The following is a 14194-nucleotide window of genomic DNA, read 5'->3' as shown; positions in this document are numbered from 1 at the left end:
TGCCGATGGCCCGACCGGGGGTCACCCGGACCAGCGAGCCAAGAGGTCGCGCGGTTGACCGGTGCACGATGCACGCGCAATGTGTGGGACACGGCGGGCGCCATGGCGGGGTGCCCGCGCCAGGAAGGAGCGGCCCCGTGCGGTGCGGCGCGAGGTCCCGGCGATGACCGGGATCGCGGATCGAGTGGAGCACGGCCCCGCCCGGCCTTCGTGGGACTGCTCCTCCTGCGGGCGGGCCTGGCCGTGCGACCCGGCCCGCGAACAGTTGGCCCGCGAACACGGTCGCGTCGACCTGGCCATCGTGATGTGGGACCACCTCGAGGAGGCCGCCCGGGACATGCCCCAGGCGCCCGCCTCGGAGCTCTTCGACCGCTTCCTCCGCTGGACCGACTGATCAACCTCCCGCCGCGGTGGCGCGCTCGGCGAAGGCGCGCAGGTCACGGCGCTCGATCGCGGCGGCCATCAGATCCGGGAAGACGTCCGGCGTGCACGCGAACGCCGGCACCCCGAGAGCCGCCAGGGCCGCCGCGTTCTCGTGGTCGTAGGCCGGCGCCCCCTCGTCGGACAGCGCCAGCAGCACCACCACCTGTACCCCGGCCGCGGTCATCTCGGCCACCCGGCGCAGCATCTCCTCCCGGACGCCACCCTCGTACAGATCGCTGATCAGCACGAAGATGCTGTCCCGTGGCCGGGTGATCAACTGCTGCGAGTAGGCGATCGCCCGGTTGATGTCGGTGCCGCCGCCGAGCTGTGTGCCGAACAGCACCTCGACCGGATCGGCCAGCTGATCGGTCAGATCGACCACGGCGGTGTCGAAGACCACCAGCGACGTACGCAGGGAGCGCAGCGACGCGAGCACAGCGGCGAACACCCCGGAGAACACCACGGAGGCCGCCATCGAGCCGGACTGGTCCACGCAGAGCACCACGTCCCGCTGCACCGCCGTGCTCCGCCGCCCGTAGCCGACCAGCCGCTCCGGGATCACCGTCCGGTGTTCGGCCAGGTAGTGCTTGAGGTTCGCGCGGATGGTCCGGTCCCAGTCGATGTCGGCGTGCCGGGGCCGGCTGATCCGGGCCGCGCGGTTCAGCGCGCCGGTCACCGCGGCCCGGGTCTGCTGCGCGATCCGCCGCTCCAGCTCCTCCACCACGGTCCGGACCACCTGGCGGGCCGCCTCGCGGGTGGCGTCCGGCATCACCCGGTTCAGCGAGAGCAGCGTGCCGACCAGGTGGATGTCGGGTTCGACGGCGGCCAGCATCTCCGGTTCGAGCAGCAGCCGGGTGAGGTCGAGCCGTTCGATGGCGTCGGCCTGCATCACCTGGACCACGGTGCCCGGAAAATACTCCCGGATGTCGCCGAGCCAGCGGGCCACCTTCGGCGCGGACCCGCCCAGCCCGGCCGACCGTCGTGCCGGCTTGCCGTCCGCCCCGCCCTCCCCGGCGTCGTAGAGCGCGGCCAGCGCGGCGTCCATCGCCCCGTCCCGGCCCTCCGCCCTGCCGAGCGCCTCGTCGGCCGGACCGCCGAGCACCAGCCGCCACCGCCGCAGCCGCTCCCGCGTCACGTCGTCATCGCCGCTCACGCTTCCCCCTGAACCATGGTGAGTGGGCGGCCCAGCAGGGCGCTGAGCACCGGCAGCGGCTCCGCGGCGCGGGCCGGGTCGATCTCGGCGGTCGCGCCGGCGGAACCGGAACGCCCGCCCGCCACCCGCTCGCCGATGGCCCGCCGCTCACCCGACTCGAACGCGCCGAACGTCCGTCGCAACAGCGGCAGCACCGACTCGAAGGCATCCGCCGGAATGTCCGCCAGCCAGTCGTCCACCAGAGCGAGCAGCGCCTCGTCGTGGACCAGCAGCAACCCGCCACCGGCGAGGAAACCCTCCACCCAGGCCGCCGCGTGCGCCGGCGCCGCGCCGACGGTCAGCGGCAGCCGCAGCCGGCGGCGCACCTCCGCGCCGTCCAGCCGCCCGGCGTCCAGCAGCAGGCGGGTCAGCCGCCCGGCCGGCAGACCGTGCAACCCCGGCCGGACCGCGAGCGCCCCGACGGTCGCCAGCCACCGCTCCCGCTGCGACTCGTCGGCGAGCAGGCCGACGGCCTGGTGCACGCCGTCCATGCCGTCCCGCAACCGCCGGGCCGCCTCGTCGGAGAGTGACCCGGCCGCCGACGGCAGCGCGGCGCACACCCGGGCGAGCAGGCCGGCGGTCACCGTGGACAGACCGGCCACGTCGGTCCGGCGGACGTCGCCGTACCTCAAGGTGCGCGCCAGCGCCGGGATCGCCGCCATCAGGTGATGCACGTCGGCATCCAGCGCGGCGCGCCGGTCCAGCGCCGCGAGCACCGCCGGGTACGCCCCCGCGAGATCCGCCAGCAGACACGTCTCCACCAGCTCGGTGACCTCGGCCAGGGTGCCCGCCGCACCGGCCCGTGCGGTCACCCGGGCGGTCGCCGCGGCCGCCACGGTCGTGCCCCACATGCCGCCCTCGACCAGCCGGACCGCGAACTCGGGCTGCCAGCTCAGCCGCCACTCCTCCCGGAACGTCCCGGTGCCGCGCCGGGCGGCCGTCCGCTCGCCCCACGGCACGTCGAGGATCCGCAGCCGGTGCAGGAGCCGGCTGCGCCGCAGGTCGTTGTCCTGCCGCAGGTCGAGGTCGAGGTTCCGCTCGCCGGGTTCCGGTTTCAGCCGCAGCGAGCGCTGCAGCGCGGTCAGATCCCGGACCAGCGGCACGGCCGGCATCTCGTCGGGCACCGCGCCCAGCCGCTCGCCGACGACCAGCCGGCGGGAGATCAGCTCGGTGCGCAGCGGCTCGCCGTCGCACATCACCGCCTCCGCGGCCTCGGTCACCTCGGCCAGCCCGGCCAGCGGTCGTCCCCGCAGCGTGGCGAGGGCCTCGGCCAGCCGGGCGGCCTCGATCACGTGCGCCGACGACGTGGGTACGCCCTCCGCGCGCAACACCCCCGCCGCGTCCACCAGCCACCGGGGCACCACGTCGTCGCCGGTGGTGAACAGATGGTGGTACCACCCCGGCGACCGCACCCCGGCCCCGTAACCCGACCACGACGCGAGCCGCCCGTACGTCCACGGCACCCAGGTGAACGCCACCTTCCCCTTACGCCGCCCCTTGAGCAGCGCGGCGTCGTCCTTGACCGGCACCTTCTGGAGCAGCGCCGGCACGTGCCACGCCCCGCACACGACGGCGATCTCCTCGTGCCGCCGCCGCTCCTCCCGGAGCACGGTCCGCATGTGAGCCTCGCGCAGCAGATCGTCCGGATTCTCCGGGACGGTCTCCCGGATCGCCGTCATCGCCTCCGCGATCGCCTCGAAGACCGGTACACCCCGATGCTCGACGACGTCCTCCCACCAGCGCTCGGGATCGTCATACCCGGCCGCCGCGGCCAGCTCCCCGATCGGATCCACCGGCCGGGCCGCCTCGCCCTCCCCTTCGGGAGGGTCCGCCTCCGGGGCGACGCGAAACGCGTACGGAAGATCGAAGAAACGCACCCGGACGCCGTGCCCGACCGCCCACCGGATGGCCTGCCATTCCGGCGAGAAGACGGCGAACGGCCAGAACGCGGCCTTCCCGGGATCGTCCACCGCATACCCCAGCAGGGCGACCGGCGGTTCCAGGCCGTCGTCCGCCACCCACCGGACCAGGTCGTCGGCCTCCGGCGGACCCTCGATCAGCAGCACCTCCGGCGGGTGCGCCGACAACTCCCGGACCACGGCGCGGGCCGACCCCGGGCCGTGGTGCCGGATCCCGTAGATCCGCTCAGGCATCGCGGGCGGCCCGGTAGAAGTCGAGCCACCCGGACCGCTCCCGGACGACCGCCTCCAGATACTCCCGCCAGACCACCCCGTCCGAGACCGGGTCCTTCACCACGGCGCCGACGATGCCCGCCGCCACGTCGCCGGGATGCAGAGTGCCGTCACCGAAGTGGGCGGCCAGCGCCATCCCGTTGGTGATCACCGAGATGGCCTCGGCCGTCGAGAGGGTCCCGGTGGGCGACTTCAATTTGGTACGCCCGTCCTCGGTCATCCCGGACCGCAGCTCCCGGAAGACCGTCACCACACGGCGGATCTCCTCCAGGGCGGCCGGCACCTCGGGCAGCTCCAGGGCCCTGCCCAGCTGGGCCACCCGCCGCGCCACGATCTCCACCTCGTCGTCGGCGCTCGCCGGAACCGGCAGCACCACGGTGTTGAACCGGCGGCGCAGCGCGCTGGACAGCTCGTTGACCCCACGGTCCCGGTCGTTGGCCGTGGCGATCAGGTTGAAACCACGCTGCGCCTGGACCTCGGTGTTCAGCTCGGGGACCGGCAGCGTCTTCTCGGAAAGGATGGTGATCAGCGCGTCCTGCACGTCGGACGGGACCCGGGTCAGCTCCTCCAGCCGGGCGATCGACCCGTCCCGCATGGCCCGCATGATCGGGCTCGGTACCAGGGCGGCGTCGGTGGGGCCCTCGGCGAGCAGGCGGGCGTAGTTCCACCCGTACCGGATCGCCTCCTCGGGGGTGCCGGCGGTGCCCTGGACGAGCAGTGTGGAGTCGCCGGAGACGGCCGCCGCCAGGTGCTCGGAGACCCAGGTCTTGGCGGTGCCGGGGACGCCGAGCAGCAGCAGCGCCCGGTCGGTGGCCAGGGTGGAGACGGCCACCTCCATGAGGCGGCGCGGGCCCACGTACTTCGGGGTGATCTTCGCGCCGTCGCCGAGCAGATAGGTGACCACGGCATGTGGCGACAGCCGCCAGCCGGGCGGACGGGGCCGGTCGTCGGCGGCGGCGAGCAGGGCCAGCTCTTCGGCGTACTGGTCCTCGGCGTGCGGTCGCAGAGCGGTCACGAAAGCTCCTGGAACATCTCGAGTCGGAAGGTGAGGGTGCGGGCCAGCTCGGCCACCGGGCGAACCCGGGCCGGATCGACGGTCTGGTCCAGCAGTGCGGCCAGCCGGCCGGTGAGGTCGGAGTACTCCGGGGGCATGGCCAGGCCGGCCGCCCGGCACAGCTCGCCCAGCTGCCAGGTGTGCCGGTCGACGCGGGCACGGTGTTCCACCGTCTCCAGGACGGCGACCGACAGCCCGTCCGGCCACGGCCCGGGATGCAGCGCCAGCAGCCGTTGGGCGGTGCCGTCCTCGGCGCGCAGGGCGTCGGCGGCGAGCCGGGCCAGCCGGTCCGGTGGCAGGACCAGGTGCAGATCCCAGCGGACGGCCTCGCGCAGCCGGCCCGCGTCAGCGCCCAGCAATGCGGTCGCCCACCGCGGGTCACGCTGCACGACCGCCGCCTTGGCCCAGCCGTGCAGCAGCGGCGCCGCCCAGTCGTGGCCGCCGGCCGCGTCGAGCCAGCCCCGCGGGCCGAGGCCGGTCCAGGTGTCCAGTGGGGTGCCGGCCACCACCTCCTCGAGCAGCCACGCCCCGGCGCCGACACCGCGGACCGGGGCCGCGCCGACCCCGTCCCGGCGCAGGTCCCGGTCCAGTTCGGCGGGCGGGTCGACGCTCAGCCGGCCGGCGCCGTCGAACCGGACCGCGGCGTGCGCCCGCTCGGCCATCCGCCGGCCCAGCGCCGCTCCGGGCAGGTTGCGCAGCAGTTCGAGGGCGGCCTCCCGAACCTCCTTACGCCGGTCGTCGAGCGCCCGCTCCAGGAGTGGCTCGTCCCGCAGCGACAGGCCCGGCCCGAACGCGCCGATGAACCGCGCCCGGTTCTCCGAGGACTCCTCCGTCCAGGTGCTCTCCACCAGCGCACGAGCCTGGTCCGGGTCGATCCGCCGAAGCGCGGCCAGGTGACCGAGCCGCTCGGCCGAACCCGCGGTGGCCCACTCCCCGGCCACCTCGTTCCGCACCCCGTTTCCGGCCAGAGCGGCCGGGGCCTCGCTGAGCAGCCAGCGCCAGTCGGCGCGCTGCCCGGCCAGCCAGGCGCCCCGCCGCCCGGCGACCTTCGCGAGGTCGGCCCGGACCGAGATGTTCCGCCGCCCGGCCTCCAGCAATGCCGGAAGGATCGCGGGCGGCGCGACCCCGCCGCGCCCGGCGGCCGCCGCCAGCCATTGGGCGAGCAACTCCTGCTCGTTGTGCCCACCACCGGGCGCGCCCCCACCGAGGATCTGGGCCAGCCGCGCCGACGCCGCCGCCGGCAGCGGCGCGACCGTCTCAGCCGGCGCGGCCGCCATCGGCGCCCGCCCGCTCTCCGGCGCCAACCCGGCCCGCCGGCAGGTCAGCGCCACCGCCGCCGCCTCCAGCAGCGCGGCCGCCGGGCTCTCCGGGACCGGCGAGCCGAGATCGGCGCTCAGCGGCCCGACCTGGACGGCGTGGCCGGACCACGGGCGGCGGCCCGTGCCGACCAGGGCAGCCGTCAGCAGCTCCGGAGGCAGCTCCGGATCACGGGAGGCGGACGGGTCCGGGATCGGCGGGGCGGCGGGCACGAAAGCACCGTCGGCCCACGCGGCCAGGGGGCGCAATCCGGACGGGGACCACTCCGCGGCCACCGTGGCCGGGGCGGCGCCCGCGGCGGCGAGCAGCCACCACGGCTCGCGATGGCCCGGGGCCAGCGGCAACGCGTCGCCCGCGGCGTCGACCAGGTGGGCGCCGGACGGGCGCACACCGGACAGGAGCACGGGTGCGTCGGACCGCCAGGGCTCCGCGGCCAGGAGCGCCGACCAGCGGGAGAGAGCCGCCCGGATCGGCCCGGCGCCGTCCGGTGCGCCGAACGGCTCGGCCGCGGAGGTGCGCTCGGCGACGAGCGCGCGCAGTGGCACGGAGCCCGGGTAGAAGCAGAGGTCGCCGCGGAACGCGGTGCCCGGGACGAGGTCGGCCGGCAGCGGCTGGCCGGGCGCCGCGAACGACAGCACCAGCGCGAACCGGTCGCTGCCGGAACCGTGCAGCCACGTCCGCCGGCTGGTCAGCGCGCCGTCGTCGACCTCGACCTGGCCGAGGACCTGCCAGCGGTCGGTGACCCGGGGCCCGGCCAGCACCTCCTCGGCCGACGTCGGGAACCCGATCCGGGAGCGGACGGTGGCCGCGAGCCCCGGGTCGAGGGTGTCGAGGTGGGCGTGCCCGGAGACCAGCAGGCGCAGCAGCGCCAGCTCGCCGAGCAACCGGTCGGCCCACTGCGGGCCGATGCCGGCGATGCCGCCGAGCCGGCGCACCGCCCCGGCCGCGCCGGGTGCCTGCGCGTCGACCAGGCGGGCGGCCATCGCCTCGAACGCCGCAGGCCCGGACCGCCCGGCCGTGGCCAGACCCTGCTCGACCTGGTCGTCGAGCCATCGGCGCAGCTCGGTCATGCCGCCGGCGACCCGGTCGGCGCGGCCCTGCGCCCGTTTGGCGGCGGCGACCGGATCGGGCGCCGCGGCGGGGGACCGCGACGTCCGCGCGGCCCGCGCCGCCACCCACCGGGTGACGAACTCGGGAGCCGCGCCGGCGGCGGAACCGGCGCCGGACGAGGACCAGTGCAGCAGCAGCCCCAGCACGTGTTTGCAGGGGATCTTGCGGCTCGGGCAGGAGCACTTGAACGCCGGCCCGGACAGATCGGCCGCCACCTGATAGCCGCGGCACACTCCCCAGAGGACGTCGCCGATCAGCCCGGTGGTGGTGAACTGGCCGGTGACGCCGCGTGCGTTGCGCAGCGATGCGGGGTCGGGCGCGAGCGCCTCGACCTGAGCGGTGGACCATCGTTGTTCAACGGGCACGCCCCGACCCTAGGCCCCGGGTACGACGTTTTCCGCCCCCGCCGGCGGCCCACCGGATGCGCTGACTGGCCCCAGACCACGGCGCCGAAGGCGAGTGTCATGCCGGTCAGCTGCACCGGTGTGAGGGTCTGGCCGAGCGCCGCCCAGCCGACCGCCGTGGCCATCACCGGGGAGAGCAGGCTCAGCAGCGAGACCTGGGCGGCGGGAAGGCGCTCCACGCCGGCGAACCAGATCGTGTAGGCCAGGGCCGTCCCGACCAGTGACAGGTACGCGTACCCCAGCAGGTTGGGCGCCGTGAGTGCGGGTGGTGGGCCCTCCACCAGGAGGGCGACCGGCAGCAGGAGCAGGCCGCCCGCGGTGAGCTGCCAGCCGGTGGCGGTGAGCAGCGACACCGAGGGCCGGCCCCACCGTTTGGTGAGGATGAGGCCGAGCGCCATCGATGCGGCGCCGGCCAGCCCGGCGGCGACGCCGACCGGGTCGAGCCGGGCCGCGGCGGTCAGCACGGCGAACGCCACGCCCACCGCGCCGATCAGGGCCGCCAGCACGGTGCGCAGCGCCACCCGCTCCCGCAGCAGCAGCACGCTCAGCCCGGCGACGAGCAGCGGCTGCACCGCGCCGAGGACGGCCGCCATGCCGCCGGGCAGCCGGTACGCCGTGACGAACAGCAACGCGAAGAAGATCCCGACGTTGAGCGCGCCGAGCACCGCCGACTTCCACCACCAGGCGCCGCGGGGGAGTCGCCGGGTGAGCGCGAGCAGCACCAGCCCGGCCGGCAGTGCCCGCAGGAGCCCGGCGAGCAGTGGCCGGTCGGGCGGCAGGAACTCGGTGGTGACCGCATAGGTGGTCCCCCACACCAGGGGTGTGACCGCCGTGAGCAGCAGGGCCCGCCGCATCGCCACCATCTCCCTCGACGTAAAGTATCTCGACGTAAAGATAAACTTTGTCGAGAAGCTTGTCATCAAGAGAATGGGGAACGTGACCGACGACATCGACCGCATCCTCGGACAGTGGGCCCGCGAGCGCCCCGATCTGGACACCGCCGCCATGGGCGTCTTCGGCCGGATCTTCCGCCTCGGCAAACTCGCCGGCGACGTCACCGAGCGCGCCTACGGCCGCTTCGGCATCGGCCGCCCCGAGTTCGACGTGCTGGCCGCGCTGCGCCGCTCCGGCGAGCCGTTCCAGCTGTCGCCGGGCGCCCTGGCCGCGTCGATGATGCTCAGCACCGGCGGCACCACGGCCCGGCTCGACCGCCTGGAGAAGGCCGGCCTGGTCACCCGCTCGCCGGACCCGAACGACCGCCGGGCCATCCTGGTCCGCCTCACCGAGCGCGGCCGCGCCCTCGCCGACGAGGCGGTCACCGCCGGCCTGGCCGAGCAGCAGCGGCTCCTCGCCCATCTGCCGCCGGAGAAGAGCGCGCAGCTCAGCGCCCTGCTACGCGAACTGCTGCACGGGCTCTGAGGCGGGCGGCGTCCCGTCCCCGAAGGGCCGTCCGCCCAGCGCCTCGCGCCCGTGCGGGGTGAGCCACCCGGAGAGGTCCGGCCCGGCCGGCACGATGCCGGCCGGGTTGATGTCCCGGTGCACCTCGTAGTAGTGCCGTTTGATGTGAGTGAAGTCGATGGTGTCGCCGAACCCCGGCGTCTGGAACAGGTCACGCGCGTAGGCCCACAGCACCGGCATCTCGGTCAGCTTGTGCCGGTTGCACTTGAAATGGCCGTGATAGACCGCGTCGAACCGGGCCAGCGTGGTGAACAACCGGACATCCGCCTCGGTGATCGTGTCCCCGACCAGGTAACGCCGGGACCCGAGCCGCTCGGACAGCCGGTCGAGCCGCCGGAACAGCCGGTCGTAGGCCTCCTCGTAGGCCTCCTGCGATCCCGCGAACCCGGCCCGGTAGACGCCGTTGTTCACGTCCGCGTAGACGACCTCGTTCACCTCGTCGATCTCGTCCCGCAGCGACGACGGGTAGAGATCCGGCGCGCCCTCGCGATGGAACGCCGTCCACTCCAGCGACAGGTCGACGGTGATCCGCGCGAAGTCGTTGGTGACCACCGCGCCGGTCGGCACGTCCACGATCGCCGGAACGGTGATGCCCTTGTCGTAGTCCGGGTACCGCTCGAAGAACGCCTCCTGCAGCCGCTCGATCCCGAGAACCGGATCCCGCCCGCCCGGATCCAGGTCGAACGTCCAGCTACGTTCGTCGTGCGTCGGCCCGCAGACCCCCATCGACAGCGCGTCCTCCAGCCCGAGCAGCCGGCGCACGATGATCGCCCGGTTCGCCCACGGGCACGCCCGGCTCACCACGAGCCGGTACCGCCCCGCCTCCACCGGAAAACCGTCGCGCCCGTCCGCGGTGATCCGGGTGGCGATGTACCGCTGGTCCCGGGTGAACTCACCCGATTCGACATAGGCCATGCCACTCAGTCTTCCCCCATCCGCCGCCGGCACACCGCATCCAAGAAAGACCATTTCCGGTACGGGCTACCCGAACCCGCCGTACCAGACCCGCGATCTGCCGCCGGGCCCCGCCCGGTGCCGCGCCCGCCGGGCGGAGCTGCCCACTCACTCTCACCGACACCCCACTGGCCGCACACAGCGCCCCCCGTGTGCACCCGCACCCGCGTCGTAGCGTCAGTCGCCGCACGCGAACGCTGTTTCGTGTGCGGCCGCCGGGCCCACCCGGGCCCGGCCGTCGGGGCGGGCAGAGCGCACCTGCCCGGGGCCGCGTGACGGCCCGGTGGCCGTGGCGTCCGCGAGCCCGCCCCCGCCCTCACGCCCGGCGGGCGCGGCACGGCCTGGACCCGGCAGTGGCTCGCGGGTCTACTACGGCGGGTTCGCGTAGCCCGTACCGGGAATGGGTTGGAGATGACGCCGGCGCTCCTGGAAAGCGCGCCCCACGCACAGAGGCGGCCGACCTCCGCGCGGGAGGGCGACCACCGATGGGGTTGATCAGTCGCGGGCGCCGGTGAGGTGCGGGCGCAGCGCGAGCAGGACGCCGAGGGTGGCGTAGCCGATCAGGAGGTGCGTGGCGCCGACGAAGCGGCCGACCGTCACGCCGAAGATCCCCATCGCCGGGAGGGTGATGAACACCCAGCTCTCGGCGCCGAGCGGCCACCAGCGGGCCAGGCCCTTCCAGCGGCCGGCGACGGCGATCTTCACGCCGATGACGAGCATGCCGAGCATGGACAGCGGCCAGAACACGTCGAGGATCGCCAGCCACAGGTCGTCCCGGAACGCGGGGACCGCGCCGTGCAGCACGCTCCACACGGTCGCCAGGGTGAGCAGCACCATCTCGGCGCGCAGCATGCCGCGGGCGACCTTGCCGACCCCGGTGGCGCCGGTCCGCAGCTGCACCACGACCAGAGCCAGGAGGGCGAGCTGAGCGGGTACGGCGAACAGGTCCACCATCGTGACCACGTCCGGGTCGCCTGACTGTGGATCGAAGGCGAAGTAGGTGCCCGACCAGATGGTGGCGCCGACCGCGAGCGCCCAGCCGGTACGGCGTACCGCCCGGACGCTGATCGAGGCGGCGCCCGGCTCGTCGGTGCGGGCCGGGGCGGGGGTGATGTGAACCGTCATGGAGTTTCCGTTCTCGATGTCCGTCGTCGACGGGGAGAACACTCTCCGGGACGCGTCCCGGGCCGGCAGGGCTCCGCGTCACCGGCGCCGTCCCGCGAGGTGTCCCGGGTCATCCGGGACATCCGCCCAGCGACCGCGGGACACCCGGGCTGTCACCATGTGCCGGTGAAGAAGGCAACGCCCGCGGCCGTGGCGGTGGTCGCCGTGTCGGCCGGGTCCCTGATCGTGGCCTCGCTGCTGGATCTCCAGGTGCCGTCGGCGCACCGGGAGCGGATCGTCACCGAGGTGGCGTGGACCGCCGGGATCGCCGGCCTGGGCCTGGCCGTGCCCGGCGCACTGCTGCTGCGCCGCCTGCCCCGGCACCCGATCGCCTGGCTGCTCTGTCTCTCCGGGATCCACTGGTGCCTGGACGCGGCGGCCGGCACCTGGCTGGCCTACGCCACCTGGAACGACCTGCCCGGCGCCGCCGCCGCGTTCTGGATCTACCAGCGGCTCGGAGCCGCCCTGCTGGTCTGGCTGCCGCTGCTGCTGCTGATCTATCCGGCCGGGCGGCTGCCCGGCGGCCGGTGGCGGATCGCCGCCTATCTGAGCCTCACCGCGTCCTGCCTGATGCCGCTGCTCTCCCTGGTCATCCCGGCCGGCGCGGCTCAGCAGCGGGCCGGGGAGCCGATGCCGGCCGAGTTCGCCGGGCTGAACCTCGACCCCACCTCGATCCCGCTGCCGGACGGCTGGTGGGTGGCGATCTTCCAGGTGTCGTTCCTGGCCATCCCGCTCGGCATGATCGTGCCGGTCGCGGTGGTGGTACGGCGGTTCCGGCAGGCGGACGGCTACGACCGGCTGCGGATGCGCTGGCTGCTCTGGGCCGCGATCATCGACCTGCTGGTGGTCGTCTCCGTCCTGGTGGTGCCCGAGTTGTCGTCGGTGGCGCTGGCCCCGGCGGTCGGCCTGACCGGCGCGGCGGTCGTGGTGGCGATCGCCCGGCCCACCCTGCTCGACGTCGACCGGCTGCTCGGCGGCACCGTCCTGTACGCCGCGATGGCCGCCACCGTCCTGGCCGTGGACGCGTGCGTGCTCGGCGCCACCGGGCTGTTCCTCGGGCAGAGCCTGCCGGAACGCGACGCCGCGGTGGTCGCGGTCCTGCTGGTCACCGCCGGGTACGGGCCGTTGCGGCACCGGCTGTGGCTGCTCGTGCGGCGGCTCGTCCTGGGGCGGCGCGACGACCCGTACCGGGTGGTGGCGGGGCTCGCCGAACAACTGGAACGGTCCACGTCGCCGGAGGACGAGCTGCTCGCCGTGGCGCGGGCGGTGGCCGAGGCGTTCCGGTCGCCGTACGTGATCGTCGAGGTGGACCGGCCCGGCGGCGAGAAGGTGGTGGCCACCGAGGGCGTGCCGGCCGGGCGCACCACCACCCTGCCGATCACGTACCGGGGGGAGACCGTGGGCCGGGTGATCCTGCCCGCCGCCGGGCCCCGGGTGTCGCTGTCCCAGCGCGACGAACGGCTGCTCGCCGACATGGTCCGGCAGGCCGCGGTCGCCGCCCGCAACGCCCACCTGGTCGGCGAGTTGCAGCGCGGCCGGGAACTGATCGTCGCGGCCCGTGAGGAGGAGCGCCGCCGGCTGCGCCGTGACCTGCACGACGGGCTCGGCCCCACGCTGGGCGGGGTGGCGCTGCGCATCGACACCGCCCGCAACCTTGCCGCCCGCCGGCCCGAGGAGGCCGACCGGCTGCTGAGACAGGCGCGGGAGGATGCCACGGCGGCGGTCGCCGACGTACGGCGGCTGGTCCACGATCTGCGGCCGCCCGCGCTCGACGACGTGGGCCTGCTCGGCGCGGTCCGGCAGCAGGCGGCCCGGCTGCGGGCGCCCGGTCTCACCGTGACGGTCGAGGGCGGCGACGAGCTCGAGCAGTTGCCCGCGGCGGTGGAGGTGGCGGCGTACCGGATCGCCTCGGAGGCACTGGCCAATGTGGCCCGGCACGCCTCGGCCGCCTCCTGCCTGGTCCGGCTGGACGTGGCCGGCGGCGACCTGACCGTCGAGATCACCGACGACGGCGTCGGCATCCCGGCCGGCACGCCGAGCGGCGTCGGTCTCGTCTCGCTCCGGGAACGCGCCGCTGAGCTGGGCGGCGACTGCCGGATAGAGTGCCCCGGCGACCGCGGCACTCATGTCCGCGCCCGCCTGCCTCTGGGAGTGTTCACATGACCGACCCGATCCGGGTCCTGGTGGCCGACGATCACCCGATCTTCCGCGACGGCCTGGCCATGCTGCTGACATCGGTCGACGGCCTCGAGGTGGTGGGCACCGCCGCGGACGGGGTGGAGGCGGTCGCGGCCGCGACCCGGCTGCTGCCGGACGTCGTGGTGATGGACGTGCAGATGCCCCGGCTCAACGGGGTGGAGGCCACCCGCCGCCTGGCGGTGGACGCGCCCGGGGTCGGCGTCGTGGTGCTGACCATGTCCGAGGACGACGGAACGGTCTTCGCGGCGATCCGGGCCGGCGCCCGCGGCTATCTGGTCAAGGGCGCCGAGCAGGAGGAGATCGTCCGCGCCATCAGCACGGTGGCGGCCGGTGGCGCGATCTTCGGCGTCACCCTGGCCCAGCGGATCGCCGAGTTCTTCGCCGCCGGGCCGCCGCAGCCGACCGACGCGTTCCCGCAGCTCACCGCCCGGGAACGGGAGATCTTCGAGTTGCTGGCGGCGGGCCGCAGCAACGCGCAGATCGCGGCCGCGCTCTACCTGTCGCCGAAGACGGTCCGTAACAACGTCTCCAACGTCTTCGCGAAACTCCAGGTCGCCGACCGAACCGAGGCCATCCTGCGGGCGCGCGAGGCGGGTCTGGGCCGCTGACGCGGGCATTTTTGCGGGCCGCCCGCGGCTTTCGCGGGCGGCCCGGTGACGATGGTGGGCGAGGCATCCCCCCGTGTGCGACGCCTCGCCCGGCTCGGGGGCGGGAGCTGCCGACGGGC

Annotated in this window: 11 protein-coding genes; 4 read left to right on the top strand and 7 right to left on the bottom strand. The window is 74.7% G+C overall.

Features of this window, described 5'->3' with window-relative positions:
* The first annotated feature begins 142 nt into the window (after positions 1-142).
* Positions 143-394 (top strand): hypothetical protein, encoded by a 252-nt coding sequence (locus IEZ13_RS00820; protein ID WP_229794380.1) that lies wholly within the window; start codon positions 143-145, stop codon positions 392-394.
* Here the strand turns inward: IEZ13_RS00820 and IEZ13_RS00815 are convergent, their stop codons facing one another.
* Genes IEZ13_RS00815 through IEZ13_RS00795 form a run of 5 tightly spaced genes read right to left on the bottom strand, consistent with a single transcriptional unit; the run spans position 395 to position 8546 of the window.
* The gene (locus tag IEZ13_RS00815; RefSeq protein ID WP_229794379.1) at positions 395-1576 is read right to left on the bottom strand and encodes a VWA domain-containing protein; all 1182 of its coding nucleotides are present in this window, start codon (positions 1574-1576) and stop codon (positions 395-397) included.
* Positions 1573-3768 carry a DUF5682 family protein gene (locus IEZ13_RS00810; protein ID WP_183215626.1) on the bottom strand — a complete coding sequence of 732 codons (2196 nt, stop codon included), beginning with the start codon at positions 3766-3768 and terminating at the stop codon, positions 1573-1575. Before IEZ13_RS00810 ends, IEZ13_RS00815 begins: the two co-directional genes overlap by 4 nt.
* Positions 3761-4822, bottom strand: a complete 1062-nt coding sequence (locus IEZ13_RS00805) for an ATP-binding protein (protein ID WP_183215624.1) — start codon at positions 4820-4822, stop codon at positions 3761-3763. Before IEZ13_RS00805 ends, IEZ13_RS00810 begins: the two co-directional genes overlap by 8 nt.
* Entirely contained in the window at positions 4819-7653 is a 2835-nt protein-coding gene (locus IEZ13_RS00800; protein ID WP_183215622.1) for an SWIM zinc finger family protein, read from the bottom strand. Before IEZ13_RS00800 ends, IEZ13_RS00805 begins: the two co-directional genes overlap by 4 nt.
* Positions 7542-8546: an EamA family transporter gene (locus tag IEZ13_RS00795; RefSeq protein WP_229794378.1), complete on the bottom strand. Its 1005-nt coding sequence runs from the start codon at positions 8544-8546 to the stop codon at positions 7542-7544. Before IEZ13_RS00795 ends, IEZ13_RS00800 begins: the two co-directional genes overlap by 112 nt.
* A gap of 73 nt (positions 8547-8619) precedes the next feature.
* Between IEZ13_RS00795 and IEZ13_RS00790 the strand changes: the two genes are divergently transcribed.
* On the top strand, positions 8620-9111 hold the full coding sequence (locus IEZ13_RS00790; RefSeq protein ID WP_183215619.1) for a MarR family winged helix-turn-helix transcriptional regulator: 492 nt from the start codon (positions 8620-8622) through the stop codon (positions 9109-9111).
* On the opposite strand, the gene IEZ13_RS00785 is transcribed toward IEZ13_RS00790, so the two are convergent.
* Complete coding sequence (locus IEZ13_RS00785; protein ID WP_183215617.1) at positions 9085-10065, bottom strand: glutathione S-transferase family protein; 981 nt, start codon at positions 10063-10065, stop codon at positions 9085-9087. The two genes, IEZ13_RS00790 and IEZ13_RS00785, sit on opposite strands and share 27 nt — an antisense overlap.
* 534 nt (positions 10066-10599) lie before the next feature.
* The gene (locus IEZ13_RS00780) at positions 10600-11229 is read right to left on the bottom strand and encodes a hypothetical protein (RefSeq protein ID WP_183215615.1); all 630 of its coding nucleotides are present in this window, start codon (positions 11227-11229) and stop codon (positions 10600-10602) included.
* A 165-nt stretch (positions 11230-11394) separates the two neighbouring features.
* On the opposite strand from IEZ13_RS00780, the gene IEZ13_RS00775 reads away from it, so the two are divergent.
* Both IEZ13_RS00775 and IEZ13_RS00770 read left to right on the top strand, forming a co-directional pair.
* Entirely contained in the window at positions 11395-13431 is a 2037-nt protein-coding gene (locus IEZ13_RS00775) for a sensor histidine kinase (RefSeq protein WP_183215613.1), read from the top strand.
* Complete coding sequence (locus IEZ13_RS00770; protein ID WP_183215611.1) at positions 13428-14075, top strand: response regulator; 648 nt, start codon at positions 13428-13430, stop codon at positions 14073-14075. The genes IEZ13_RS00775 and IEZ13_RS00770 overlap by 4 nt, the downstream gene beginning before the upstream one ends.
* Positions 14076-14194 lie beyond the last annotated feature (119 nt).

The organism is Actinoplanes campanulatus, from assembly GCF_014647795.1.
Classification (GTDB): Bacteria; Actinomycetota; Actinomycetes; order Mycobacteriales; family Micromonosporaceae; genus Actinoplanes; species Actinoplanes campanulatus.
The sequence above is the reverse complement of the archived record's forward strand: the minus strand, read 5'-3'. Positions and strand labels throughout refer to the sequence as shown.